The organism is Halomonas beimenensis (genome assembly GCF_002549795.1).
Classification (GTDB): Bacteria; Pseudomonadota; Gammaproteobacteria; order Pseudomonadales; family Halomonadaceae; genus Halomonas; species Halomonas beimenensis.
Window position 1 is genome coordinate 4027240 of the sequence record NZ_CP021435.1, and the last position, 25791, is coordinate 4053030.

Genomic DNA, 25791 nt, shown 5'->3' on the forward strand with positions numbered 1-25791 from the left:
CACGGCCCTCTCCCGGTCTTGTCACCGGAGCTGTGAACAATCGCCGGATTCGTCCCCAGCCCTGCCATGGCGGCCGTCGAGCGCTTTCGGCCTGTGTGGTTGTCCACAGGCGAAAAAAAGGCCCTGTCGTCTCCGACAGGGCCTACTCGAGGCGGGTTACGACGTCTCGTCAGTGCTTGAGCACCCGTGAGAGGAACTGGCGGGTGGGTTCCGCCTGGGGGGAATCGAAGATCGTCTCGGGCGGGCCCTCCTCGGCGATCTCGCCCTTGTGGATGAAGATCACGCGGTCGGCGACCTCGCGGGCGAAGCCCATCTCGTGGGTGACGACCAGCATGGTCATGCCCTCGTTGGCGAGCTCGCGCATGGCGTCCAGCACTTCACCGATCATCTCCGGGTCAAGCGCCGAGGTGGGCTCGTCGAAGAGCATCAGCCGCGGTTCCATGGCCAGGGCACGGGCCAGGGCCACGCGCTGTTGCTGGCCCCCCGACAGCTGAGAGGGGTACTTCTGGGCCTGGTCGCCGATACCCACCCGGTCGAGCAGGCGTTCGGCGATCTTGATGGCATCCTCGCGGCTCAGGCCGCGCACCTTCATGGGCGCCAGGGTCACGTTGTCCAGCACGCTCAGGTGGGGAAAGAGATTGAACTGCTGGAAGACCATGCCGACCTCGGTGCGGATCTTCTGCAGCGTCTTGGTGGCCTTGCCGTGGGGCAAGAGGGGGTTCCCGTCGACCTCGAGCGCGCCCTGCTGGAACTCCTCGAGGCCGTTGATGCAGCGGATCAGCGTCGACTTGCCGGAGCCACTGGCGCCGATGATCACCACCACCTCCCCGGGCGTGACCTCCAGGTCGATGTCCTTCAACACATGCAGGGAACCGAAGTACTTGTTGACCTTGTCCAGGCGCACGATGGGCTCGCCGCCGGACTTGGACGTCTCGTCGTTCATGTCATGCCTTCCTTATTGTCCGACCAGGCCCTTGCGCTCCAGCATGCGCAGCGCGAAGGAGAGCGACAGGGTGATCACCAGGTAGAGGGCGGCGACCATCAGGTACACCTCCAGGGCGTTGAAGGTGGTGGCGATGTAGACCTGGCCCTGGCGCACCAGCTCCCCGACGCCGATGACCGAGAACAGCGAGGTGTCCTTGATGCTGATGATGCCCTGGTTGCCGAGCGGCGGGATCATCCGCCGAAGGGCCTGGGGCCAGATGATGTAGCGGAAGGTCTGGCGCCGGGACAGCCCCAGCGACAGGCCCGCCTCGCGCTGGCCCCGCTCGATGGACTGCACGCCGCCGCGGACGATCTCCGAGATGTAGGCGCCGGAGTTGACCGCGATGGCCGCGATGCCCGCGACCAGGGCGTTGATGGGCCCGCCGAGCAGCTGGGGGAGGCCGTAGAAGATGAACAGCACCTGAACCAGGACCGGGGTGCCGCGGAAGATCTCGATATAGGCCACGGCGGGCAGGCGCAGCCAGCTCACCGGGCTGATGCGCAGCAGCCCGAAGACGATGCCGATGATGAAGCCGATGGCCAGGCCGACGAAGGAGATCAGCAGGGTATAGGGAATACCCGTCAGCAGGTGCGGAATGGAGGCGAAGGCCGCCTGCCAGTCGAAATCGAATGTGACGTCCACGAGGGATCTCCGTCAAGGTGCACAGGGACAAGGGGATCGCAACGCAACGGGGTCGGGTCATGGGACCCGACCCCGTCGGTTGACGCCTGGAGGATCATTCGCCGCTGGGGCTGCCGAACCACTTGGCGTGGATCTCGTCGTAGGTGCCGTCCTCCTTCATGGACGCCAGGGCCTCGTTGACGGGCTCGACCCATTCGCTGCCCTTGACGAAGACGATGCCGTACTGCTGCCCCTCGTAGAGCGGGCCGACGACCTGGGTGCGGCCCTCGCCGCGAGTCTGGGAGAAGTAGCCGACGTTGGGGGCGTCATAGAAGACCGCGTCGACGCTGCCGCCCAGCAGGGCCATGTACATGTCGCTGGAGCCGGGGTAGGGCGTGATGTCGGCGGCGTCCCCGAGGTTCTCCTGGAGGAAGTCGTAGCTGGTGGAGCCGATCTTGGTGCCGACGGACTTGCCTTCCAGGTCTTCCACGTTCTGGATGCTGTCGTCGTCGGCGTTGACCAGCAGGCGCAGGCCGCTGTCGTAATAGGGATCGGAGAAATCGACGATCTCGGCGCGCTCGTCGGTGATGGTGATCCCGGCGATGGCGATGTCGACGTTGCCGGTCTGCACGGCGGGGATGATGCCGTTGAAGTCCATGGTGCGCAGGTTGTACTCGAACCCGGCGCGTTCGGCTACCTCGGCGATGATGTCCATGTCGAAACCGACCATCTCGCCGGTGTCCTGGTCCATCATCTCGAAGGGCACGAAGCTCGGGTCGGTGACCACGTCGAGGACGTGGTTGTCGGCGCTGGCGGTGGCGGACAGGCCCAGGGCCAGGCCGAGACAGGAGGCCAGCGAAGCCGCCTTGAGTTGACCTTTCATGAAACTCTCCATGGTTCGATTAGTTTTTGCATTACCTAATCAACCATGGCGAGTCGCCGGGTAGGCGTCAAGTTTCTGCGGGGGGGCTCGGGGGGAGGCGATTCAACGCCGGGTATCAGACCATGAAGGAGGCGCCGCAGCCGCAGGTGGTCGTGGCATTGGGGTTCTGGATCAGGAAACGGGCGCCGGCCAGGCCTTCCTCGAAGTCCACGGTGGAGCCCACCAGGTACTGGTAGGAGAGCGGGTCGACCACCAGGGCGACCTCGCCGAACTCGACCAGGGTATCGTCCTCGGCCACCGTCTCGGCGAAGTCGAAGCCGTACTGGAAGCCGGAACAGCCGCCGCCGGTCACGTAGACCCGAAGCTTGAGATCGGGATTGCCTTCCTCCTCGATCAAGGCCTGAAGCCGCGCCTTGGCGCTGTCGGACAGCAGTAGAGGGGTCGGAACGAAGGTAGCGGCACCGCTCATGGGTGACCTCCCCGGAATCGGTGAATGTCTTGCAGGAGACGATTATCCCCAACCCCGAGCAAAAGGGTCAACTATTGGAGGTGGGACAGAGCTATCGCGCCCGTTCGGGGCTGATCCGGGGACAGGTCCCGGAGCGCCGGACCGCCGAGGGGGCGCTGTAAACCCTTCCCTGGGCGCTACCGACGCCCTGCGGCGCTCTCGCCTCCTGCTCTGCTTGCAGGTCCTGGGTTGGCCATCCATGGCCAACCCGTTCGGAGCAGTGCTCCTCACCCATGGCGTAGGACCCCCTCTTCGTCCTGTCCCCGGCGCCCCTCGCCAGCCCCCGCTTCGATGGCCCTGAGCGAGGGGAGATGTCAGGGCATCATCGCCGGGGCGTCGAGGCCGGCGTGCTCGTCGAGGCCGAACATCAGGTTGAGGTTGTGCACGGCCTGCCCGGAGGCGCCCTTGACCAGGTTGTCGATGACCGAGAGCACCACCACGGTGTCGCCGTCGCCCGGCCGGTGCACGGCCAGGCGGCAGACGTTGGCGCCCTTGACGCTGCGCGTCTCGGGATGGCTCCCCGCCGGCATGACGTCGACGAAGGGCTCCTCGGCGAAGCGCTCCTCGAAGCGTGCCTGCAGGTCGCCGGGCTCGCCGGTGAGCCGGCCGTAGAGGGTGGCATGGATGCCGCGGATCATGGGGGTCAGGTGGGGCACGAAGGTCAGCCCCACCGGGCCGCCGGCCGCATCGCCCAGGCCCTGACGGATCTCGGGCAGGTGGCGGTGCCCCGAGGCCCCGTAGGCCTTCATGGATTCGCTGGCCTCGGCCAGCAGGGAGGGCACCTTGGCGCCCCGACCGGCGCCGGTGACCCCCGACTTGCAGTCGGCGATGACGTGGTCGGCGTCGACCAGCCCCGCCTCCAGCAGCGGCAGCAGGCCGAGCTGCACGGCGGTGGGGTAGCAGCCCGGGACCGCGATCAGGCGCGCCTGGCGGATGCGCTCGCGGTGGACCTCGGGCAGGCCGTAGACGGCCTCGTCGAGCAGTTCGGGGGCGCCGTGGGGCTGGCCGTACCAGGCTTCCCATTCGGCCGCGTCGCGCAGGCGGAAGTCCGCCGACAGGTCGATGACCCGGGTGCCGCGGTCGAGCAGGTCTCCGGCCAGGGCGTGGGCCACGCCGTGGGGCGTGGCGAAGAAGACCGCATCGCAGGCCGCCAGGCGGGCCGGGTCCGGCTCGCTGAAGCGAAGGTCGTCGTAGTGGCCGCGCAGATTGGGATAGAGTTCGCTGACCCCCAGGCCGGCCTCGCTGCGCGAGGTGATGGCCTCGACGCGCACCTCGGGATGGCGGGCCAGCAGCCTGAGCAGTTCGACGCCGGTGTACCCGGTGCCGCCGACGATTCCGACCTTGATCACGATGGACTCCTCACTGGTAGGGGGATCGCAGTTAGCGTTGTCGATCGGGGCTGACCCCGCTGCGATTGCCCTGCTCTTCATGGTGGACGCTGGGACCTCTGTTGCCGGATATGATACACAAGAGGGAAGGCTTCCACCCAGGGTCGGGGGGAGTCGGACCGAACAGGAAGGTTGCCTTGCCGCGTCTCTCGCTACCCCGTTGTTTCAGCCTCGATCGTTTTCGTCGCCAGCTGGCCAGCGTGGATGCCCTGCCCCAGCTCTGCGTGCTGGGCCTGGTGTCCGGGCTGATCACCGGCGGATTGATGGTGCTGTTCCGCCTGCTGCTGGCGCTGGGCGCGATGGTCTTCCTGCCCGGCGGCGATCCCGAGGCATTCGAGGGCCTCGCCCCGGGGGCGAGGGCCCTGCTGCCGCTGCTGGCGGTGGCGCTGATCGGTGTCTGGCTCTGGTGGCTCCCCCCGGCCGGGCGCCAGATCGGCGTGGCGCACGTGCTCGAGCGGCTGACCTATCACCAGGGGCGCTTTCCCCTGCGCAACTGGATCACCCAGTGGTGGGTGGGGCTGATTTCGGTGCTGGGTGGCCTCTCCGCGGGTCGCGAGGGGCCGGCGATCCACCTCGGCGCGGCGGCCTGCAGCGGCCTCGGCCAGAGCCTTCGCCTGCCCCACAACAGCCTGCGGGTGCTGGTGGCCTGCGGCACCGCGGCGGGAATCTCGGCCTCCTTCAATACGCCCATCGCCGGGGTCATCTTCGCCATGGAAGTGGTGATGATGGAGTACACCATCACCGGCTTCATGCCGGTGATCCTGGCCTCCACCATGGGGGCGGTGGTGGCCCAGGCGGTGTTCGGGGTCGAACAGCCCTTCCAGGAGAGCGGCGTCATGCTGGGATCGCTGTTCAACCTGCCCTGGATCGTGGTCAGTGCCCTGGGCATCGGCTTGCTGGCCGGGGGCTTCGTCAGGGTGGCCCGGGCCGGGGATCGCCTCAGGCCCCTGCCCTTCGCGGTGCGCTTCGCCCTGGCCGGCGGCCTGGTGGGCGCCCTGGCCTGGTGGTATCCGCAGATCCAGGGGATGGGCTATGACACCCTGGGCCTGACCATCGCCGGCGAGCTGAGCCTGGACGTGCTGCTCGCCGTGGCCCTCGGCAAGTTGCTGGTCACCGCCTTCGCCGTGGCCTGCGGCATCCCGGTGAGCATCATCGGGCCGGTGCTGGTGTCGGGCGGCGCCGCCGGCGCCTTGTGCGGCCTGCTCGGCGCCCAGTTGATGCCCGAGCTCGCCGCCGGTCCCGCCGTCTATGCCATGCTGGGCATGGCCGCCATGATGGGGGCGGTGCTCCAGGCGCCGCTGGCGGCCCTGATGGCCCTGCTGGAGCTGACCCACAACCCCAACCTGATCCTCCCCGGCATGCTGGCGGTGGTGGTCGCCGGCCTGACCTCGCGACAGCTGTGCGGCTGTGACGGTTTCTTCGTCAGCGTCACGCGCCATGGGCTGCATCCGCTCCAGCAGCCCCTGATGCAGGCACTCAATCGGGTCTCGGTGCCCGCGGTCATGGAGCGCGACCTGGTGCGCACCCGCAGGAGGGTGACCCTCGAGCAGGCCGGCACCCTGCTCGAGGCCAAGCCGGTATGGATCCTGATCGAGCGTTCCAGCGACGCCAAGCCGGCCCTGGCCCTCAAGGCGGCCGACCTGGCCCGCTGGATGCTGGAACACGACGAGAACGACAAGCTGATCGGCAAGGACGGTCGACTGGACCTGCTGGAGATTCCCGGCCAGCGTCTTGACCTGGCGCCGATCCACCTCCAGGCGACCCTCTCCGAGGCCTTCGACCGGCTCAACACCAAGCACGCCGATGCCCTCTACGTGGAACACGGCCATCGGCCGAAGCACAAGCGGATTTCCGGTATCATCACCCGGGATGCCATCGAGCGCTACTACCGCTACAGCGATACCCCCCCCGGCTGAGGAGTCGATATGTACCCCTGGATCAAGGCCCTCCACCTGGTGGCCGTGGTGACCTGGTTCGCCGCCCTGTTCTACCTGCCGCGACTCTATGTCTACCACGCCATGGCCCGGGACCGGGGCGAGCGCCAGGCCATCGACTACTTCACCGTCATGGAGCGCAAGCTGTATCGCGGCATCATGACGCCCTCGATGATCGCCGTACTGGGGCTGGGCGGCGTGCTGCTGGTGCTGAATCCCGGCTGGCTCACCCAGGGGTGGCTGCACGTCAAGCTGGCGCTGGTGGCACTGCTGGTGGCCTACCATCATGTGTGCCTGGTCTATCTCAAGCAGTTCGCCGGGGGGCGCTGTACACGCCCCCATGGCTTCTTCCGGGTCTTCAACGAACTGCCCGTGATCGCCCTGTTGGCGATCGTTCTCCTCGCCGTGCTGAAACCCTTCTGATGACGCCCATGCCCCAGACGCAACCCCATCTGCCGGTGGTCCTGGTGATGGCCGGCCACGACCCCACCGGCGGGGCCGGCCTCGTGGCCGACGCCGAGGCGGTGGCCGCCTGTGGCGGCTGGGCCCTGACCCTGCCCACCGCGCTCACCATCCAGAATTGCCGGGACGTCCAGTCCGTCCAGCCGGTGGCCCCGGAGACCCTGCTCGACATGGCGGATGCCCTGGCCGATATCGAGATCTCCGCGATCAAGGTCGGCCTGCTGGCCTCCGAGGCGACGCTGGAGGCGGTGGTGGAGATCCTGCGTCGACGTCCCGGGGTGCCCGTGGTGGTCGACCCGGTGCTCAAGGCCGGTGGGGGCAGCGACTTGTCCACACCCGCCCTGGAGGCGGCGGTCCGCCGCCGCCTGCTTCCCCTTGTGGATATTCTGACGCCCAATCGCCGGGAACTCGCCCGACTGGCGGGGGATGATTGCCAGGACGACACCGAGCGGGCGGTGGCGCTGATGCACCGTGGCTGCCAGGCCGTGCTGGTCACCGGCACCGACACCCCGGAGGCGCGAGTCCCGGCGGATCGAGTGATGCATACCCTGCACGTGCCGGATGGCGACCGGCAGTGGAGCTGGCCGCGGCTGGCCGGTGAGTACCACGGCTCCGGCTGTACCCTGGCCTCGGCCCTGGCGGCGCGGCTGGCGCTCGGCGAGTCCCTGGTGTCGGCCTGTGAGCAGGCCCAGGCCTTCACCTGGGAGGCCCTGGCCCATGGCTGGCGACCCGGTCGGGACCAGCGATTGCCGAGGCGCCTCTGGCGCCTCCCCGTCGCCACGGCCGACGGGGAGAGCAGGAGCTGACGAGCGGCGGGCTGGTCATCGCGGAGTGCAACATCGAGAATAGGTATCAGGAGCGCGACGCCATCGGCGGCGTTACCCGACGTTCACCGGGAGATCACCGCTCGTCAAATGCTTATCCAGAGAATTATCCACAGGGCGGAGCCCGCCATGCCGCGGCTCCGGACCGATACGACGCTTATCTTCAACAGGAAACGAGGTTGACATGACCACATCCGCCCAGCTCTTCGAACGGGCTTGCCGACACATTCCCGGTGGCGTCAATTCACCGGTGCGTGCCTTCAAGGGACTGGAACGTCCGCCGGTGTTCATGGAGCGCGCCCAGGGCGCCTACCTCTACGACGTGGAGGGCAAGCGCTATGTGGATTACGTGGGCTCCTGGGGACCGATGATCACCGGTCATGCCGATCCCGATGTCCTCGGGGCGGTCCGGGAGCGTCTCGACAGTGGGCTGTCCTTCGGCACGCCCACCGCCATCGAGACCACCATGGCCGACCTGATCTGCGAGATGATCCCGAGCATCGAACTGGTGCGCATGGTCAACTCCGGCACCGAGGCCACCATGTCGGCGATCCGCCTGGCCCGCGGCTATACGGGCCGCGACAAGATCGTCAAGTTCGAGGGGAACTACCATGGCCACTCCGACTCGCTGCTGGTGAAGGCGGGCTCGGGGGCCCTGACCCACGGCGAGCCCAGCTCCCCGGGGGTGCCGGCTTCCCTGGCCGAGCATACGGTCACCCTGCCCTACAACGACGCGGATGCCGTGGAGCAGTGCTTCGAGGAGATCGGCGACGAGGTGGCGTGCATCATCGTCGAGCCGGTGGCCGGCAACATGAACTGCATCCCCCCCCAGCCCGGCTTCCTCGAGACGTTGCGCCGCGTCTGCGACCGTCATGAGAGCGTGTTGATCTTCGACGAGGTGATGACCGGCTTCCGGGTGGCCATGGGCGGTGCCCAGGCCCACTACGGCATCGAGCCTGACCTGACCTGCCTGGGCAAGATCGTCGGCGGCGGCATGCCGGTGGGTGCCTTCGGTGGGCGACGCTCCATCATGGAGAACATCTCGCCGCTGGGCCCCGTCTATCAGGCCGGCACCCTGGCCGGGAATCCGCTGGCCATGGCGGCCGGCATCGCCCTGCTGAACAAGCTGCGCGAGCCGGGTTTCCACGATGCCCTGGCCCAGCGGGTCGAGACCCTGTGCCATGGGCTGCAGGAACGCGCCGATGCCGCCGGCATCGACATGATCACCCAGCGGGCCGGCGGCATGTTCGGTGTCTTCTTCACCGGTCAGAGCCGGGTCGACAACTTCGCCCAGGCCACGGCCTGTGACGGCGATGCCTTCCGGCGCTTCTTCGCAGGCATGCTCGAGCACGGCGTCTACCTGGCCCCGTCGGCCTTCGAGGCCGGCTTCATGTCCAGTGCCCATGCGCCGGAGGACATCCAGCTGACCCTGGACGCGGCCGAGGCCGTCTTCGCCGCGATGCGCGAGGACTGACCGGCATCGATGTCCCGGTAAGGAGAGAAGCGATGCAGCAGCGACACTCCCAAGAGGCGCCCGCCTGCGACTTCGATCTCGATCGACTGGTCGAGGCGCTGGCGCACTGGCATATCGATCATCGTGACGGGGAGTCCGACGGGACCGGCCTGCTCGCGGCGGTCCGCGACAGGATATCGGCCGAGGTCGGGGCGCTGACATCGCTGATGACGGGAGAACAGGACCGGCAACGCCTGGGAGAGCTCTCCCGCTGGCTGACCGAGAACGTCGAGCGGCTGGCGCCGGTACTCGAGTCCCGGGGAGCGCAGCGCCTGGCCCATAGCTGGGCCTGTGACCATGAGGGGAGCCGACTGGTCGTCGAGGGCCGGGTCGTGATGGCCAATGCCATCGATCGGGACCTGGCAGGGTTCGGTGCCGGGGTGATTCAGGACCCGGCCGCGGACCTGGCCTCCTTGCTGGTGGGCCTGGAAGTGCGTGACGAGCCACGACTGGCCCGGCGCGCCCTGGATGGTTACCTGCGCGAGACCGGCGACTACGAGGCGTCACGCCTGCTGTCGGTCTACCGGGTCATCGAGGCCATGGCCGGCGCCCGCCGTGCCTTGAGGCGCCTCGAGGAGTCGGGCGGTGATGACGAGCGACCGGCGCTGCTGGCGGAGACCATGAGTGCCTCGCGGCGCTATCTCGAACTGGCGGAGCACCATACCGAGTTCCGGTTTCCGCCGCTGGTGATCGGCGTGGGGGTGGTCGGCAGCGGCAAGAGCCGGTTCACGCGCAACCTGGTAACCCGCCTGGGGGCGGTCCGCCTGGCTTCCGACGTCGAACGACGCCGCCTCGAGGCGGGTTATCCCCAGGTGGATGACGGCGCTCCCCCTGTGGACAGGTTCTCGGCGGAGGCCACGGACCTGACCTATCGGCGACTCGCCCGTTGCGCCGGTCTCCTGCTGGATGCCGGCTTCCCGGCCTGCATCGATGCCACCTGCCTGTCACGGGAGCAGCGCAACCTGTTGCGTCACCAGGCCGAGAGCCGGGGCCTGCCGGTGTTGCTGGTCAGCTTCGAGGCGGATGAGGCCACCCTGCAGCGTCGCATCACCAAGCGGGCTCGCAGGCAGGCACTGCCCGCGGAGGACGGCCTGGCGGTGCTGTCGCGTCAGCGGGCGGCCTTCGAGCCCTTCTCCGACGACGAGCGCCTGCATCTCGTGCACCTGGATACCACGGCGGACAACGCCGCCGAGACCCTCGCCGGCCTGATCCAGGAACATGTTCACTGGAGCTGAGTCTTTCTTCCCCACCACCATTCGCTCAGGGCTCGGTCTAGCCGGGCCATGAGCGGTACATCTCTCCCGAGCGACTCCCCTGACGCACCCTTGCCTTCCTGGCCGGTGTTACAAAAACCTGTCATCGGCCTATCCGGCATTTACCTTTTTCATACATCGTAACCCATTGAATTCGCGAATATTGGCCAGGAAGTCGTCGGAAGTGCCAAGTCTGCAACAGCTTTGTTTCCTGACTGTATCTTAACGTTAATTATTTGATATTAAAGGAAAAAATAACCTCCTTCAGGCGCCGTGTCAGCGGCCTTGTTTCAGCAGCCTGACACTTCGGCAGGGAGACTCCCCTCCTTCACCGATGGATCCAGCCCCTCCCTTGCCTCTCTTGATGAATTTTCTTCCTTCCTTCAAAGAGTTGGGAAAACCTGGCACGAGACATGCTCCGTCTGATTGCCTGCGAGCGGGATCATCAAGGGATCAAGAATCGACCTCTCGCTGAGCAGGCGCGATATCCAACGCCGGCATCGATCGATCATGCGATCCGGTGATTGGCAGGAGAGCAGAAGGATTCAGCCGAATCGAAGGGGAGAGTCATCATGAAAGCTTATGCAATTGCAGGTACCTCCTTGCTGGCGCTGGTCATGGCGATTTCCACCGCCCAGGCCAACCCGAACAACAACGGGAAGTTCTCGTATCAGGGGGTGGACTCCGATGCCGTGGCCGTCGGTGGTAGCGGCGGCAATAGCAACGGTGGAGATGGCAACGGTCTGGGTGCGGCCAATGCCGAGGCCAATGGCGAAGGCACCGGTAACGATTATGGCATCTTCGGCAAGGGTGAAGGCGAAGGCGGCCATGCCGCGGCGGCCGGTATCGGCACCGGCTATGGCGGTGCCGGTGGGCCTGCCGGTGACGGCGGCGATGCCTGGGCCATGAGCGAGTCCTACAACACCAACATCAACGTCATCTCGCATCAGAAGATGAACTCCGTGGTCATCGGGGGCGGCATCTTCCTCCGTGGTGGCAATGGCGCCGAGGGCGGCAATGGCGGAGACGGTGGCACCAATGTGGCCGTCAACGTCAGCGCTGCCATCGGTGGTGCCGGTGGTGAAGGCGATGGCGGCAAGGGTGGTTCCAACCTCGTCATCGGTGATGGCGGCAAGGGCGGTGACGCCGCCGGCGTCGGCCTCGGCTCCGGTGTGGGTCTCGGCGCAGGCAAAGGCGGCGATGCAGGCTCCGCTGCCCTGTCCGGCTCCGCCGCCCTGGCTGGGAACAACGACAACGGCAACAACACCGGCACCGGCGTCGGCGTAGGTACCGGCGTGGGCCTGGGATTGCTCGGCCTGGGTAACGGACAGGGTGCCGGCATCGGTGCCGCCCTGGATGGTGACCAGGAAGCCGATGCCAAGTCCGGTTCCCTTGCCGGGTCCAGCGCTACCGCTGGGGACGGAACCGGTCTAGGTGCCGGTCAAGGCACCGGTACCGGTACCGGTACCGGTGGCGACGGCGGAAATGGCTGGGCCAGTGCCGTGGCTGGCGACGGTGCAGCCGGATATGGCGGCGGCGGCGGCGGTGCTCAGTCCGGTGCTGGGTATGCCGCGGCGAACGGAGCCAACGGTGGCAATGGTGCCAGTGGCGGCAACGGCGGAGGAGCTGCCCTGTATACCGGCGGGGCCAGCATCTCCGTGGCGGCCGGCGGGGCCTATGGCGGCATCGCCAACATGAACGCCTCCAGCGGCTTCTACAACTCTCAGCTGTCCGGCACCAACATCTCGGCTCACAACAGCAATGTTGGCAACGGCCTGTAAGGGAAACCTAAATCCAGTAATGGAGATAGGTTGTTAAGCCAGGAACTGGCGGAGTTATTCTCCGCCGGTTCCTTGCCTTACCAAGCTGGATTGTTATCCGCAGGAGGCAAGGCGATGAAGAGGTCAATGACAGTAGGACTCCGAGATTGGAGGGCCCTGGGCGTCCTGGTGGCAGTCTCCAGCCTGAGTACCCTCGGTTTTGCAGATGAGGTCAGCCAGGAAACTTCCCAAGGCTTCGCCATGCTGGACAGCATGGCCGTCGAGGAGCTCGACAGCACCCGTGGCAAGGAAAATGTCTTCCTGGATCGAGTCAACGTGCAGAGTATCCAGGACATGGATGCCGCGACCATTGGGTCAGGAAATGTGACGGGCGATATGGTGTCGGGGGCCATCACCTTCGAGAAGGGAGCCCTGGGCCATTACAGCGGCACCGGCATTTTCAGCAACGTAACGGGAAACGGCAACGCCATCAACAACGCCATCGGTATCAGCATCTATATTTCCAACCCGAACTGAGTGGGCAAGGTGACCGTTGGAAGGTGCCAAGTCCTGTGCTGCAGCGGCAGTCTATGCAGACAACCCGAGGTAGTGACCATGATGAAGTGGTTCAAACGCTCTCTCCTGTCGGTCGCGGTTCTGACCCTGACGGGTGGGGGCGTTGTCATGCCAGCCGAGGCCGGTCCCGTGATCATTGCCAATCCCTTCGGGACCTTTCAGGTCGAGACCAAGAGCCTGTCGGAAATCGGCTGGGAAGGCGTGGTGCGTCAGCAATACGATTTCAGTTGTGGCTCGGCGGCGGTGGCAACCTTGATGACATATCACTACAACCGGCCAAGAACCGAGGCCGAGGTCTTCGAGGAGATGATTGAGACGGGAAACAGGGAGCAGATCGAGACGTTCGGTTTCTCCATGCTGGACATGAAACGCTACCTGGATTCCCAAGGGCTGAGCTCGGATGGATTCGAGATATCCCTGGATGACTTCATCCGGATCGGCGTGCCGGCCATCACCTTGATCAACACCGGAGGCTACAAGCATTTCGTGGTCGTGAAGGGAGTGGACAATCAGAACGTCCTGGTGGGGGATCCGGCCGCCGGCACCGTCGTGGTACCGAGAGAGACCTTCGAGACGCTCTGGAACAATACGGTGCTTGGCGTGCGCAACGAGGTGCAGATGGCCAAGAGCAATTTCAACAACGACCGCGACTGGCGGGTTCGTCCGGCCTCTCCCCTCGAGGAAGGGATTCAGCGAAGCGGAGTCGGCTCATACCTGTTGTCGCTACCGGGACGGAATGAACTGGGTCGGTAATCTACATAGGAGTTACCAACCATGAGCATCAAGAATGGCTTGGCTCGAAAACCGCATCAGGGAGTGCTGGCGGCAGCATGTGCGATGTTGCTGGCTTCGAGTGCCTGGTCAGCGTCCAGTGATATTGATTCGGTGGATGGTATCTTGTCGGCGGGTACCCACGATATCTACTATCGCGGCGTCGAGATCCCGCGAGACGGGATGGAGGAGCTTCGTGGGGGATTCAACCTGGCCGGCATGAAAATCAACTTTGGCGCCAAGCTTACGACATTGATCAACAATGGCTTGCGCTATGAAACCGAGATCACCTTTTCCGGTCGAGGGCCGGAAGTGATTTCCCGAGGTTATTCAGGGCCTGGTGCAGGAGGCGTCGTCACTCTGGTGGGACCCGGCCAAGCCATCAGTGCTTCGGATATTGCTGGGAATGTCGACCTTTCCGGCCTGGGAGACTTTTCCGGCGTGGTCGTCAACTATGAGAGCGGTGGCATGCTGGCTGCCTTGCACAGAGTCACGCGCAAAGCCATCATCAGTACGCTGGCAACGGATGCGAGTGGTCAGAGTGTAGATAACAGGGTCGATATCAGTATGCATATCGGAAACCTGGGAGAGCTCAGAGCCGCTCGTCAACGGACGATGATCCTTAACTCCTTGCAAGGAGTTCCACGCTGAACGTCGCGGAAAAAAGGCTGCCGAATTGGCAGCCTTTGGAGTGTTGTTCCAATCGACGACTATCAGAACACATTCAGTCCGATGGGAGCTCGCAGCGTGAGGGTCGTATCCGGAGCATCCTCGGTGATACCAAACTCCAGGTTCGCATTGATCACCGAATCGTCATCAAACTGATAAGCCCATCCCAGAAGCATTGAGCCAACATTCAGGCTTTGGGTATTCTGTGTGGTCGTCAACCCGTCTTGAGTGATAGTGGTTTCCGTCTCTCCAATGAAGTCATTCTTGTAGCCAAGGGTGAAGGATGACTTGGGGTTGATGGAGTAGGACATACCGAAGCTGATTCTTACCGAATCGCCGGGATCGACGCTATTCACGACCGTGTCATCGCCAATGGCTTCGTTGACGTCATCATCGAAATTATACAAGTACCCCAGGTTCATGAAGTATACTGCCGGTGCCGAAGGAAGCAGCATGGTCAGGCTGGGTTCGATCGAATGAAAGCCGGAACCTGTCGCGAGTTCTTCAGGCGTGCCTTCGGCATTTCTGTCGATATCGAATGGTCCTTCACCCGTCGTCGACTTGTAGCGCAGGTTGCCCACGAAGAATGGGCTCCCCTCTCTAGGATTATTCAACTGGTAATGGAGAGCCGCCTCGATATCCCCGATCCCTTGGCCGGTATCCGATCTGGTAATGTCATTGTTGGCATCGAGGACCCGGGTATCATCGCGATAGAGGTACGGCACCTTGAGTTCAAGCTCCAGGCGGTTCGTGACGCCCAACCGGCCGGTCAAGGATCCGGTCAGGGTATCCCGGTCGATATCCTCGGCGGCCAACAGGCCCACCTGCAGGGTCTCGAGGATCTCTATCCCCCGGAAGGTGAGTCGGTTGACGCTGGCATGGGAATACTGGAATTCCGGTTCGATGACCAGCCGCCCCTTGGGCGTCAGTACCCCCCCGATGTCGGGGATGCCTCGTACCTCGGGCGCTTCCTCCGAGGGGGGAGGGCGCTGACCCACCGGTTGGACAGGGTCTCCGGTGCCAGACTGAGCCATGGCCAGGCTGGACAGAGAAAACGGCACAATGCTGAAGGCAAGCGTGATACCTGTTTTGACCAGTCTCATGTTATCGTTCCTCATCCCTTGGTGGTAGGCCTCTTGGTGATCTGCCCCTGAGGATCCAGTGGGTCACAGATGCAGGATAGAACAAATTCAGCTATTAGTGATTTTGAATTCTTCCAGGCTAAGGCTCTTCATGCCTTAGTCAGGATTGACTTATTTTTTCTTGGTATAAAAAAACATCCCTTTGCCTGGACAAGCCAAGAAGTCCCTGCTACCGGCTCTTGTGGAGGGGGGAAAAGTCGACGACATTGGGTGCCTTTGCATGTCCCCTCGTATGCTGATGGCTTTCCTCTTCACTATTCCGATGAATATGGTGCTTTTCCATCAAGCGATAGAGCGTTACGCGGGAGATGCCTAGCTCCCGGGCCGCATGCTGGACGTTGAAGGAGTTCCGAGAAAGGCCGGCCAGCACGACGCTGCGCTCGGCCATGTCCCTGGCCTCTTCGAGACTCTCGGCATAGCGGGAGGGTGAGTGACGGCGCTCCAGTCCCAGGTCGGAGGGCCGGATCAGGGGGTGCTCGCACATCACCATGGCGCGCCGGACGCGATTGATGAGCTCGCGAATGTTCCCTGGCCACTCGTAGAGCCGCATGATGGCCAGGCTCTCCTTCGTGAAGCCCTTCACCTGCATGGATTTCTCGTTGGCGAAACACTTGAAGAAATACTTGGCCAATGTCTCGATATCTTCACCGCGTTCCCGGAGAGCGGGAACCTTGACCTGCAGGACATTCAGCCTGTGGTAGAGATCTTCCCGGAAACGCCCCTCGGCGACCGCATGCTCGAGGTCGACATGCGTCGCCGCCAGGACCCGGACATCGACCTCGATCTCCTTCAACCCCCCCACGCGCTGAATGGTGTGGTTCTCCAGAAAGCGCAGCAGGTTGACCTGCATGTCCAGCGGCAGGTCACCGATCTCGTCCAGGAACAGGGTGCCTCCCTGGGTGCTTTCGATGATCCCGATCTTGCGTTGGCTCGCCCCGGTGAAGGCTCCCTTCTCATGGCCGAACAATTCCGACTGGATCAGGTTGGCCGGAAGGGCACCACAGTTCACGGCATTGAATGCCTCGCCGGATCGCGATGATTCCTCGTGGATCGCCCTGGCGGTCAGCTCCTTTCCCGTTCCCGATTCCCCCTGGATGAACACGGGCGCATCGACCACCGCGACCTTGTGGATGGTCCGATAGAGCGACTTCATGATCGAGCTCGACCCGACCATTCGACAGTCATGGGGTTCGGCTGTCTCGGGAGAAGACACGTTTTGTTTGGCGTCCAGGTTCGCAAGTGCTGCGAGGTTTTCTAATGATATCAATAAATTGCCATTTTCAATCGGCAAGATATGGATGCCGCTGAAAAGGCGGCTGATCGCCGTGCAGACCGTGGACGAATGCAATGCTGACGGGGAGGCGATGGCGATCCAGCGTGTCATGAACTCATTGATAATTCCTTCCACTTCCCTCAAGTGATCGTCACTGGTGTCTTCAAGGTAGATAATGCCGACAGGATAGGAGGTTTCATGAAGTGCTTTCCAGGCCTGCCGGATGGTGGCGGCACGGTGGACATTCCATTCATGTTCCTCCAGCTGATGCAGTATTCCCTGAAAGTTCTCGGATTCCTGGCCAATAGCGATCAGGTTGCGTGTCGCTTTCATGTCTGGTCCCTGATATAAACATGATGAAAAAATAAGAAAACAGTGTTCGACCAGTGTCACAGCTGAAAAGCTAGCACCCTGCTAGTGGGAGTTGGGCATGATTTTTTTCATCGATAGGTATCATGCACCATTGGATCGTCGCTCGGTCATGGGGGGAGGGGCGCCGAGATTCTGCCTCGCCCAGTTCACCGCCTGCAATCGATTATGGACGTCGATCTTCTTGAAGATGTTGTACAGGTGAGACTTCACCGTATGTTCACTGACGAATAGCCGATCGGCGATTTCCATGTTGGAAGCGCCCGAGCCCAGAAGTCCGATGATCTCCAGCTCGCGCTGCGTCAGGCCGCAGGCGGGGCGGTAGGCATTGATCTGGTGGCGCCGGTAGAATTCCAGCATGCGGGCCATCAGCGAACGTGACATCCACAGCTGGCCCTCGAGCAGGGTACCGAGTCCCTTGCAGATCAGGGGCAGGGAATCATTCCGATAGAAGATGCCTTGAAGGTGCATGCAGGACAGGGTTTCCACGGCATGATCCTCATCCCGCAGGTTGAAGGCGGCCAGTGAGGTATTGGGACGCTCGGCGGCGCGAGACTGCCATGACTGCATGGTGGCCTCATCCATGTGGTCAGCATCGAGAAGCACGAGGACCCCATTCGTCTCCCGGGGTTTCCATGAGGCGCCTGGTGCCAGGATGGTGACGGGACACTCGAGCTGTTGATGAAGGTAGTCACTGAACAGCTGCGACTGGGGATTGGATTCGGTGACCAGCAGTATCAGACGCTTTTCCGGGACCATGATGCAACCTCTATGATATCAAAGCGATACGGCCAACCCGTTGCATGACACAGGCGCTTCTTCATTACAAAGTGTCGGATGTAGTGTAATCTTTTGTTACTAACTTTTAGTTATATCTCCGTTCCTGCATAGAATGATTGAGCCCAAGCTTTCATTCCTTCCTTTATAAACATGGCTTTATATGATTCATTATTCTTCGGATACTAGAAATTTGATGGAATCCTCATCATATATTTCCTTTCCAGCCAGCCAGCTTTTCAGCCTAGGACATCTGGCCATGCTTGGGAGGGAATTCCTCATGTACCGGTCGGCCTTTCTCTCCCCCTGCGTCGCCCTTAGAATGCCTGCCAACGCATGACGACCTTCGAGGCGAATCCGATGACGACCCCACTGGTGCTGGCCAGCGGCAATGCCGGCAAGCTGCGAGAACTCGAGCAACTGCTGTCTCCCCTGGGGCTCGCCGTCCGCCCCCAGTCGGCATTCGAGGTGCCGGAGGTCGACGAGACGGGGCTGACCTTCGTCGAGAATGCCCTGCTCAAGGCCCGGGAGGCCGCGCGAATCAGTGGCCTGCCCGCGCTGGCGGACGACTCGGGCCTGGCCGTGGATGCCCTCCAGGGGCGCCCCGGCATCCATTCGGCCCGCTTCGCCGGGGAGCCCAGGAGTGATGAACGGAACAATGCTCGACTGCTCTCGGCCCTGGCCGACGTCCCCGAGGGGCAGCGTACCGCCCGCTATTGGTGTGTCCTGGTGCTGTTGCAGCATGCCGAGGACCCCGTCCCGCTCATCGTGCAGCGCAGCTGGGAGGGGGAGATCCTGACCCGACCCCGGGGCGATGGCGGGTTCGGCTACGACCCCTTGTTCTGGGTGCCCGAACAGGGGCAGTCGGCGGCCGAGCTTTCCGCCGAGCTGAAGAATCGCCTGAGTCACCGTGGGCAGGCCCTGCGGGCGCTGGTCGCCAAGCTGGAGGCTCGTCCACTATCGTCATGAGTCATTCGCTGCCCCCGCTGTCCCTCTACGTGCATGTCCCCTGGTGCGTGCGCAAGTGTCCCTACTGCGATTTCAATTCCCACGGAGTCGGACGTTCGGGGGCGTTGCCCGAGGAGGACTACCTCTCGGCACTGATCGAGGACCTGCAGGCCGATCTGCCCCTGGCGCGAGGCCGGGAGCTCGTCAGCGTCTTCATCGGCGGGGGGACGCCGAGCCTGATGTCGGCCGGTTTCTACGGGCGGCTACTCGACGCCGTGGCCGAGCGTCTGCCGATGGCCGCCGATATCGAGATCACCCTCGAGGCGAACCCGGGAACCCTGGAGCGTGGTCGGTTCGCCGGCTACCGCCGGGTGGGCATCAACCGTCTCTCCCTGGGGGTGCAGAGCTTCCAGGACGCGCAGCTCGAGGCGCTCGGGCGCATCCATTCGGGAGACGATGCTCGTGCCGCGGTGAACGAGGCTCGTGAGGCGGGGTTCGACAACCTCAACCTGGACCTGATGCACGGGCTGCCGGACCAGACTCCCGAGCTGGCTCTAGCCGATCTGGAGCTGGCGCTCGCCCTCTCCCCCGAGCACCTTTCCTGGTACCAGCTGACCCTGGAGCCGAACACCGAGTTTCATTCCCGGCCCCCCGTCCTGCCCGAGGAGGAGGTGCTCTGGGATATCCAGGACCTCGGGCATGCCCGCCTGGAGGCGGCGGGCCTCTCGCGCTATGAGATCTCCGCCTATGCCAGGCCCGGGCGGCGATCTCGTCACAACCTCAATTATTGGCGTTTCGGCGACTATCTGGGGATCGGCGCCGGAGCCCATGCCAAGCTCAGCGTCGAGGCAGAGGGTGGGCTCCACATCGAGCGTCGTTGGAAGACCCGCCAGCCCGAGGCCTACCTGAGACGGCAGCGGGATCCGCGGGGCTTCCTGGCCGGCCGTGCGCCGATCCCGGCCGAGGAACTGCCCCTGGAGTTCGCCATGAACGTGCTGCGCCTGACCGATGGGGTGCCGCTGTCGTCCTGGTCGGCCCACACCGGTCGCCCGGCCCAGGCACTGCTTGGGCGTCTCGACGAGGCGAGGAAAAAAGGACTCTTGATGGAAGAGGCCGAGAGGGTTCAGGCGTCGCCCCAGGGTCTATTATTCTTGAACGAGCTGCTGGCCCTGATCGACCCTTCGGGCTAGTGCAGGATGCCAACCGTCGATAAGGAGTCGATGACGCCATGACCAGAACCGTACGCCTGATCGCGCCGCTCGCCGCCGCTGCCCTGCTGGTGGGGTGCACCACCACCGATCCCTATAGCGGCGAGACCCGGCGCAGCAATACCGGCACCGGTGCTGCCATCGGGGCCATGGTGGGGGCCGCCGCCGGCGCCCTGAGCGGTGACGGCAGTACCAGTCGTCGCGACCGTGCGCTGATCGGCGCCGCCGTGGGGGCCGCCGCGGGGGGCGGGATCGGTGCCTACATGGACAAGCAGGAAGAACAGCTTCGCCAGAGCATGCAGGGCACGGGTATCGGGGTGGAGCGTCGCGGTGACGACATCATCCTCAACATGCCGAGCAGCGTGACCTTCGGGTTCGACTCCAGCGAGCTGACCATGACCGCGCGAAATGCCCTCAACGATGTGTCCTCGGTGCTGCTGCAGTATCCGGAGACGCGGGTCAACATCGCCGGCCATACCGACAGCACCGGCGATGCCGCCTACAACCAGCGGTTGTCCGAGCGTCGTGCCCAGTCCGTGGGCAACTACCTTGCCCAGAGTGGGGTGTCGCCGAACCGGCTCTACATGAGCGGCTATGGCGAGAACCAGCCCGTGGCCAGCAACGAAACCGAAGCCGGCCGCGCCCAGAATCGGCGTGTCGAGATCACCCTGAGCCCGCTGGCCCAGCGCTGATCCCGTCGTACGTCCAGCGGCCCGCCCTCCTCCGGAGGGCGGGCCTTTTCTTTCCACCACCGTGACCCGAGCCATGCTGTCCTATCAACACGCCTACCACGCGGGGAACTTCGCCGACGTCCACAAGCATCTGACGCTTTACGCCGTCATCGACCACCTGTTACGTAAAGATTCAGCTATTACGTATATAGACACCCATGCCGGTCGTGGCCTCTATCCCCTCGATGCCGAGGAGACGGCGCGACTGGGGGAGTACCGCCAGGGGGTCGCGCGGCTCTGGCAGGGCCGGGCAGGTCTCGCCGAGGATCCCTTGCTGGGCGCCTGGCTGGCGGCCCTGGCCGATGTCCAGGCCGGCTCGGGGCTCGATCGCTACCCGGGCTCCCCCTGGTGGCTGGCCCGGCGCCTCAGGCCCCAGGACCGGCTTCGTCTCTTCGAGCTGCATCCCGGGGAACATGGCCACCTGGCCGGTCAGGAACTTCCCGAGAACGCCCGTCGCATCCATGGCGATGGCTTGGCGGGGCTGCTCAAGGGGCTGCCCGTGAGCACGCCACGGCTCTGCGTGCTGATCGACCCCAGCTACGAACGCAAGGCGGAGTACGGCGAGGTGGCGGAGGCCGTCCTGCAGGCCATGCGCAAGGCTCGCCATGCGCTGATGCTGATCTGGTACCCGCTGCTCCCTGCCGGCCGCCATCGGGCGCTGCTCGAGGGGCTTCGCGATGGCGGCCTGCGCAAGATCTGGCGCAGCGAGCTGACGCTGGCGCCGCCGGGGGAGGAGGATGGCATGTACGGCAGCGGCATGCTGGTCGTGAATCCTCCCTGGGGACTGGAGCTACGGCTGGAGGATGCCATGGCGTTCGTGAGTCCGCTGCTGGGGGAGGCCTGCCGTCATCGAGGCGACTGGTGGGTAGAAGAGTGAAGGTCCCTCCCCGCTGTCGGTGGGGCAAGGCTCACGCCGGCCAACGACCCAGGGCAATCAACGTTGGAAGGCGAGGGGCCGGCTCACCGGAGCTGTCGCCGGATCCGCGCCGTGCGCCAGCGCTCACGGCAAACGCCCGGCCGGCCGTCACTTGCCGATGCAGAAGCTGCCGAAGATCTCGCCGAGCAGGTCGTCGGCGCTGAACTCGCCGGTGATCTCCCCCAGTGCCTGCTGGGCGTCGCGCAGGTCCTCCGCCAGCAGCTCACCCGCCCCGTAGCCGGCCAGCTGAGCCTGACCGTTCTCCAGGGCGACCTCGGCCCGGTCCAGGGCGTCCAGGTGGCGCCGACGGGCGGAGAAGCGCCCCTCGGTGGTAGCGGAGAAGCCCATGACCGCCTTGAGGTGCTCCTTGAGGTTATCCACACCCTCTCCGGTCTTCGCCGAGAGCCGAACGACCGGGGTGGTTGTGGACGAGTCGAAGCCGGGCGCCTCGCGGCTGCTGTCCACCTTGTTGCGCACCAGGGTCAGCCGCGAGGCATCCGGCAGACGGGCGACGAACTCCGGCCAGATGGCCATCGGGTCCACGGCGTCGGTCGTGGTGGCGTCGACCAGCAGCAGGACCCGGTCGGCCTTCTCGATCTCCGTCCAGGCTCGGGCCACGCCGATGCGTTCCACGGCGTCGGGGGTATCGCGCAGGCCGGCGGTGTCGATGACGTGCAGCGGCATGCCGTCCAGGTGGATGTGTTCGCGCAGCACGTCGCGGGTGGTGCCCTCGATCTCGGTGACGATGGCGGTCTCCTGCTCGGTCAGGGCATTGAGCAGGCTGGACTTGCCGGCATTGGGGCGCCCGGCGATGACCACGTTCATGCCCTCGCGCATCAGGGCCCCCTGCGCCGCGGCGGCCCGCACCTCGGCGAGCTCGGCCTTGACCTCGCCCAGCCTGGCGGCCACATGGCCATCGGCGAGGAAGTCGATTTCCTCCTCGGGGAAGTCGATGGCGGCCTCCACGTACATGCGAAGCTCGATGAGCCGCTGTACCAGGCCCTCGACGCGGCGCGAGAACTCTCCCTGCAGGGAGCGCAGGGCATTCTCCGCGGCACCCCGGGAACTGGCCTCGATGAGGTCGGCGATGGCCTCGGCCTGGGCCAGATCGAGCTTGTCGTTGAGGAAGGCCCGCTCCGAGAACTCCCCGGGGCGTGCCAGTCGGGCCCCCAGCATCACGCAACGCTCGAGCAGCAGGTCCATGATCACCGGACCGCCATGGCCCTGGAGCTCCAGCACGTCCTCGCCGGTGAAGGAGTGCGGGCCCTCGAAGAACAGCGCGATCCCCTCGTCGATCATGCCCTGTGAGCCCCGGAAGGGCCCGTAGAGGGCATGGCGCGGCTCGGGGCAGTGTCCCAGCAGGCTGCCGGCGATCGCCCGGCAGGCCGGCCCCGAGACGCGAATGATGCCCACGCCGCCTCGTCCCGGCGGGGTGGCCAGGGCGGCGATGGTGTCCTGGGGATAGAGGCTCTCGGCCATCGATGACTCCTCGAGTGAGACGCGTCGCCATTGTCCGCGCCGGGTGCCGGAAACGCCAGACCCCCGCCGGGGCGGGGTCTGGTGCGGGGGAACGGAAGTCCCCTGCGCTACTTGGTCTTCATGCCCTTGCCGACGCTGGGATCGGCCTCGATCTTGCGGGTGATCACGTACTGCTGGGCGATGGAGGTGATGTTGTTCACCACCCAGTAGATCACCAGGCCGGCCGGGAACCACAGGAAGAAGAAGGTGAAGACGATGGGCAGCATCTTCATGATCTTCGCCTGGGTCGGATCCGGTGGGGTCGGGTTGAGCAGTTGCTGCACGAACATCGAGGCACCCATCAGGATCGGCAGGATGAAGAACGGATCCTTCACCGACAGGTCCTGGATCCAGAACACGAAGGGCGCGTGGCGCAGCTCCACGGATTCCAGCAGCATCCAGTACAGGGCGATGAACACCGGCATCTGCACCAGGATCGGCAGGCAGCCCCCCAGAGGATTGATCTTCTCCTTCTGGTAGAACTTCATCATCTCCTGGGACATCTTCTGGCGATCGTCGCCGTACTGCTCCTTGAGGCGTTGCATCTCCGGGCCCAGCTTGCGCATGCGGGCCATGGACTTGTAGGCCTTGGCGGACAGCGGCCAGAGGGCGGCCTTGACCAGCAGGGTCAGGATGACGATGGACCAGCCCCAGTTGCCGATCAGGTCATGGATGTGGTCGAGCAGCCAGAACAGCGGATTGGCGATGAACCACAGCCAGCCGAAGTCCACGGTCAGCTCCAGGTGCGGGGCGACCTCTTCCAGGCGATCCTGCACCTTGGGCCCCATGTACAGGGTCGCGGCCAGGGCTGCCTCGCCTCCTGCGGCCACGCTCTGGGTGGGGCCGGCGAAGGCGGCCACGTGGCGGCCGCGGGCGTCGGTGGTGGCGTAGTAGAGGTTCTGCTGGTCCTGGGGCGGGGCCCAGGCGGAGGCGAAGTAGTGCTGGATCATGGCGACCCAGCCGCCCTCGACGTCGCGGTTCTCGAAGTTGCCTTCCTCGATGGCCTCGAAATCGATCTTCTCGTAGCGGGTCTCCGGCGAGGAATAGGCGGCGCCCAGGAAGGAGCGCATGCCGAGCTTGGGGCCCGACGACGGATCGGGGCTGTCGTCTCGAGCCAACTGGCCGATGAAACGGGCGGTCACCGGCGCCTCGCCCCGGTTGGCGACCAGATACTCGACCCCGACGGCGTAGCTGTCTCGCTCGAAGGAGAAGCGTTTGATCACCTCGACGCCGTCCAGGGTGGCGGTCAGGTCGACCTCGAGCCGCTCCTGGCCGTCGGCGAGGCGGTACTCGGTCTTCTCGGGGCTGAAGGTGATCCGTCCCTGATGCCCCTCGAGCTGGAGACCGGAGCGAGCCACGTAGCTGAGCGAGGCATTGTCCGCCAGGAGCACGAAGGGCTGTTCCGAATCCAGTGCAAACTTGTGCTGGGGCAGGGCCGCGTAGACGATGTCGCCGCCCTGGGGATCGATGCGCAGGTCCAGCACGTCGGTGGTGACGGCCACCAGGTCTCGGCTCCGGGTCGCCGCGGCCTCGCCAGGAATGCCGCCGGCGATGTCGTCGGCGCCACGGCGCTCGGCCGGTACCGAGAGGTCGTCGCCATCGGCAGCCGCGGGCGCCTGGGCGTCGCCGGTGATGGCGGGGGCCTGCGGTGCCGTGGCCACCTGGCCGTAATCCTGATTCCACTGTACGACGATCAGGTAGGCGAGGATCGCCAGGGGAATCAGCAAGAGTAGTCGTTTTACGTCCATGAGGGTTCTGCCCGATGGGTGATGAACAATCCGATGGCGCAACGCAGGTTGCCCGCCCGACATACGCGAAAGCCTGCCGAGGGCAGGCTAACGTACGTCCGCCGAGCCTCGAGGTTCGGGGCTGCGGCGTCAAGCGAGGAGGCGTCTCGCGTGGTCATGCGCATGCAGGCTCCGTCTGGTGCCGACAGCGGCTGTCAGGGCATCTCATCGTCGATTCGCCGCCAGGGCCTCGGGTGAGGCATCCGCCGACTTTCGCGCCTCGCGTTCCAGCCGTTTCCACATGCAGTGCAGCTGGCGGTGGACGGTGTCGTTGTCCAGTTCGTGGACGCCGCGTCTGGCGAGCAGCACGATATCCACAGCGGGCAGTCGATGCTGGCGGAGTCGGATGGATTCGCGCGCTAGGCGCTTCAGGCGATTGCGGTCGACGGCACGACGCACGTTCTTCTTGCTGAAGATCAGACCGAGACGAGGATGTCCCAGTCCATTGGGGGTGGCCAGGGCCATCAGCCCCTTGCCGTGGACCTTGTAGACAGCCGTTTCGAAGACACGTCGATAGTCCCCGGCGGTCAGCAGTCGCAGCCGCCGGGAATAGCCCTGAGAGGACACGCGAAGTCCGCGATCAGGCGCTCAGGCGCTTGCGGCCCTTGGCACGACGGCGAGCCAGGACGGCGCGACCGTTCTTGGTGGCCATGCGTGCACGGAAGCCATGCGCGCGCTTGCGCTTGAGAACGCTGGGTTGAAAGGTGCGTTTCATAACTCGTTATTCCCACGTGGTTTTTGGAACAAATCGGCGATTCAGAGGCGCCCGGGTTCCGGTGGGGAATCCGGGGGGATTCGGCTCAAGACCGGAAATTGTAGTGATTTCGAGCCGGACGCGCAATTTTTCCGTTCTCGGTATCGGCATGGGAGGCTGGCTGCCGGCGGGCGCTCCGCAATCGTCATTACTATAGTGGGTCTTTTATGATGCCTTGTTATTACTAGTGGGGATATCATCTGTGGATAAACAGGTTTAGA

The 25791-nt window shown here is 64.5% G+C and carries 25 protein-coding genes; 13 read left to right on the top strand and 12 right to left on the bottom strand.

Annotation, left to right across the window (positions count from 1 at the left end):
• Positions 1–169: 169 nt before the first annotated feature.
• The 5 genes from BEI_RS18720 to argC all read right to left on the bottom strand — a co-directional run bounded on the left by BEI_RS18720 (position 170) and on the right by argC (position 4346).
• Positions 170–943 carry an amino acid ABC transporter ATP-binding protein gene (locus BEI_RS18720; RefSeq protein WP_097790921.1) on the bottom strand — a complete coding sequence of 258 codons (774 nt, stop codon included), beginning with the start codon at positions 941–943 and terminating at the stop codon, positions 170–172.
• Positions 944–955: 12 nt separating this feature from the next.
• On the bottom strand, positions 956–1627 hold the full coding sequence (locus BEI_RS18725; RefSeq protein ID WP_097790922.1) for an amino acid ABC transporter permease: 672 nt from the start codon (positions 1625–1627) through the stop codon (positions 956–958).
• Between the two features lie 94 nt (positions 1628–1721).
• Positions 1722–2489, bottom strand: a complete 768-nt coding sequence (locus tag BEI_RS18730; protein ID WP_097790923.1) for a transporter substrate-binding domain-containing protein — start codon at positions 2487–2489, stop codon at positions 1722–1724.
• A 115-nt stretch (positions 2490–2604) separates the two neighbouring features.
• Positions 2605–2958: an iron-sulfur cluster insertion protein ErpA gene (erpA, locus tag BEI_RS18735; protein WP_097790924.1), complete on the bottom strand. Its 354-nt coding sequence runs from the start codon at positions 2956–2958 to the stop codon at positions 2605–2607.
• 353 nt (positions 2959–3311) lie between these two features.
• Entirely contained in the window at positions 3312–4346 is a 1035-nt protein-coding gene (gene argC, locus BEI_RS18740; protein WP_097790925.1) for an N-acetyl-gamma-glutamyl-phosphate reductase, read from the bottom strand.
• A gap of 176 nt (positions 4347–4522) precedes the next feature.
• Between argC and BEI_RS18745 the strand changes: the two genes are divergently transcribed.
• The 9 genes from BEI_RS18745 (at position 4523) to BEI_RS19085 (ending at position 14129) form a co-directional block, all read left to right on the top strand.
• A complete protein-coding gene (locus tag BEI_RS18745; RefSeq protein ID WP_227644524.1) occupies positions 4523–6301 on the top strand; it encodes a chloride channel protein in 1779 nt (592 codons plus the stop codon).
• A gap of 9 nt (positions 6302–6310) precedes the next feature.
• A complete protein-coding gene (hemJ, locus tag BEI_RS18750) occupies positions 6311–6742 on the top strand; it encodes a protoporphyrinogen oxidase HemJ (RefSeq protein WP_097790927.1) in 432 nt (143 codons plus the stop codon).
• Between the two features lie 8 nt (positions 6743–6750).
• On the top strand, positions 6751–7587 hold the full coding sequence (thiD, locus tag BEI_RS18755) for a bifunctional hydroxymethylpyrimidine kinase/phosphomethylpyrimidine kinase (protein ID WP_097791159.1): 837 nt from the start codon (positions 6751–6753) through the stop codon (positions 7585–7587).
• A gap of 202 nt (positions 7588–7789) precedes the next feature.
• A complete protein-coding gene (gene hemL / locus BEI_RS18760; protein ID WP_097790928.1) occupies positions 7790–9079 on the top strand; it encodes a glutamate-1-semialdehyde 2,1-aminomutase in 1290 nt (429 codons plus the stop codon).
• A 32-nt stretch (positions 9080–9111) separates the two neighbouring features.
• Complete coding sequence (locus BEI_RS18765; RefSeq protein WP_097790929.1) at positions 9112–10353, top strand: P-loop nucleotide/nucleoside kinase family protein; 1242 nt, start codon at positions 9112–9114, stop codon at positions 10351–10353.
• A 590-nt stretch (positions 10354–10943) separates the two neighbouring features.
• Entirely contained in the window at positions 10944–12152 is a 1209-nt protein-coding gene (locus tag BEI_RS18770) for a hypothetical protein (protein ID WP_153045812.1), read from the top strand.
• Positions 12153–12182: 30 nt separating this feature from the next.
• On the top strand, positions 12183–12668 hold the full coding sequence (locus BEI_RS18775) for a hypothetical protein (RefSeq protein ID WP_153045813.1): 486 nt from the start codon (positions 12183–12185) through the stop codon (positions 12666–12668).
• A gap of 78 nt (positions 12669–12746) precedes the next feature.
• Entirely contained in the window at positions 12747–13460 is a 714-nt protein-coding gene (locus tag BEI_RS18780) for a C39 family peptidase (RefSeq protein WP_227644525.1), read from the top strand.
• Positions 13461–13481: 21 nt separating this feature from the next.
• Positions 13482–14129, top strand: a complete 648-nt coding sequence (locus tag BEI_RS19085; RefSeq protein WP_153045814.1) for a hypothetical protein — start codon at positions 13482–13484, stop codon at positions 14127–14129.
• 62 nt (positions 14130–14191) lie between these two features.
• Here BEI_RS19085 and BEI_RS18790 read toward each other — a convergent pair whose 3' ends face one another.
• The 3 genes from BEI_RS18790 to BEI_RS18800 form a co-directional block, all read right to left on the bottom strand.
• A complete protein-coding gene (locus tag BEI_RS18790; protein WP_097790933.1) occupies positions 14192–15250 on the bottom strand; it encodes a transporter in 1059 nt (352 codons plus the stop codon).
• A 208-nt stretch (positions 15251–15458) separates the two neighbouring features.
• Positions 15459–16895 carry a sigma-54 dependent transcriptional regulator gene (locus tag BEI_RS18795; RefSeq protein ID WP_097790934.1) on the bottom strand — a complete coding sequence of 479 codons (1437 nt, stop codon included), beginning with the start codon at positions 16893–16895 and terminating at the stop codon, positions 15459–15461.
• A gap of 120 nt (positions 16896–17015) precedes the next feature.
• Entirely contained in the window at positions 17016–17690 is a 675-nt protein-coding gene (locus BEI_RS18800; RefSeq protein ID WP_097790935.1) for a LuxR C-terminal-related transcriptional regulator, read from the bottom strand.
• Between the two features lie 378 nt (positions 17691–18068).
• On the opposite strand from BEI_RS18800, the gene rdgB reads away from it, so the two are divergent.
• From rdgB to BEI_RS18820, 4 genes are all read left to right on the top strand, one after another.
• Positions 18069–18677 carry an RdgB/HAM1 family non-canonical purine NTP pyrophosphatase gene (gene rdgB / locus BEI_RS18805; RefSeq protein WP_097791161.1) on the top strand — a complete coding sequence of 203 codons (609 nt, stop codon included), beginning with the start codon at positions 18069–18071 and terminating at the stop codon, positions 18675–18677.
• Positions 18674–19846 carry a radical SAM family heme chaperone HemW gene (hemW, locus tag BEI_RS18810; RefSeq protein ID WP_097790936.1) on the top strand — a complete coding sequence of 391 codons (1173 nt, stop codon included), beginning with the start codon at positions 18674–18676 and terminating at the stop codon, positions 19844–19846. Before rdgB ends, hemW begins: the two co-directional genes overlap by 4 nt.
• 38 nt (positions 19847–19884) lie before the next feature.
• Positions 19885–20556: a YiaD family glycine zipper/OmpA-like lipoprotein gene (locus tag BEI_RS18815; RefSeq protein WP_097790937.1), complete on the top strand. Its 672-nt coding sequence runs from the start codon at positions 19885–19887 to the stop codon at positions 20554–20556.
• Between the two features lie 73 nt (positions 20557–20629).
• A complete protein-coding gene (locus tag BEI_RS18820; RefSeq protein ID WP_097790938.1) occupies positions 20630–21472 on the top strand; it encodes a 23S rRNA (adenine(2030)-N(6))-methyltransferase RlmJ in 843 nt (280 codons plus the stop codon).
• A gap of 147 nt (positions 21473–21619) precedes the next feature.
• Here the strand turns inward: BEI_RS18820 and mnmE are convergent, their stop codons facing one another.
• The 4 genes from mnmE to rpmH form a co-directional block, all read right to left on the bottom strand.
• Positions 21620–22990 (bottom strand): tRNA uridine-5-carboxymethylaminomethyl(34) synthesis GTPase MnmE, encoded by a 1371-nt coding sequence (gene mnmE, locus BEI_RS18825; protein ID WP_097790939.1) that lies wholly within the window; start codon positions 22988–22990, stop codon positions 21620–21622.
• Positions 22991–23097: 107 nt separating this feature from the next.
• Entirely contained in the window at positions 23098–24777 is a 1680-nt protein-coding gene (gene yidC, locus BEI_RS18830) for a membrane protein insertase YidC (RefSeq protein WP_097790940.1), read from the bottom strand.
• Positions 24778–24981: 204 nt separating this feature from the next.
• Entirely contained in the window at positions 24982–25383 is a 402-nt protein-coding gene (gene rnpA / locus BEI_RS18835; RefSeq protein ID WP_097790941.1) for a ribonuclease P protein component, read from the bottom strand.
• Between the two features lie 13 nt (positions 25384–25396).
• Complete coding sequence (gene rpmH, locus BEI_RS18840; RefSeq protein WP_008959105.1) at positions 25397–25531, bottom strand: 50S ribosomal protein L34; 135 nt, start codon at positions 25529–25531, stop codon at positions 25397–25399.
• Positions 25532–25791 lie beyond the last annotated feature (260 nt).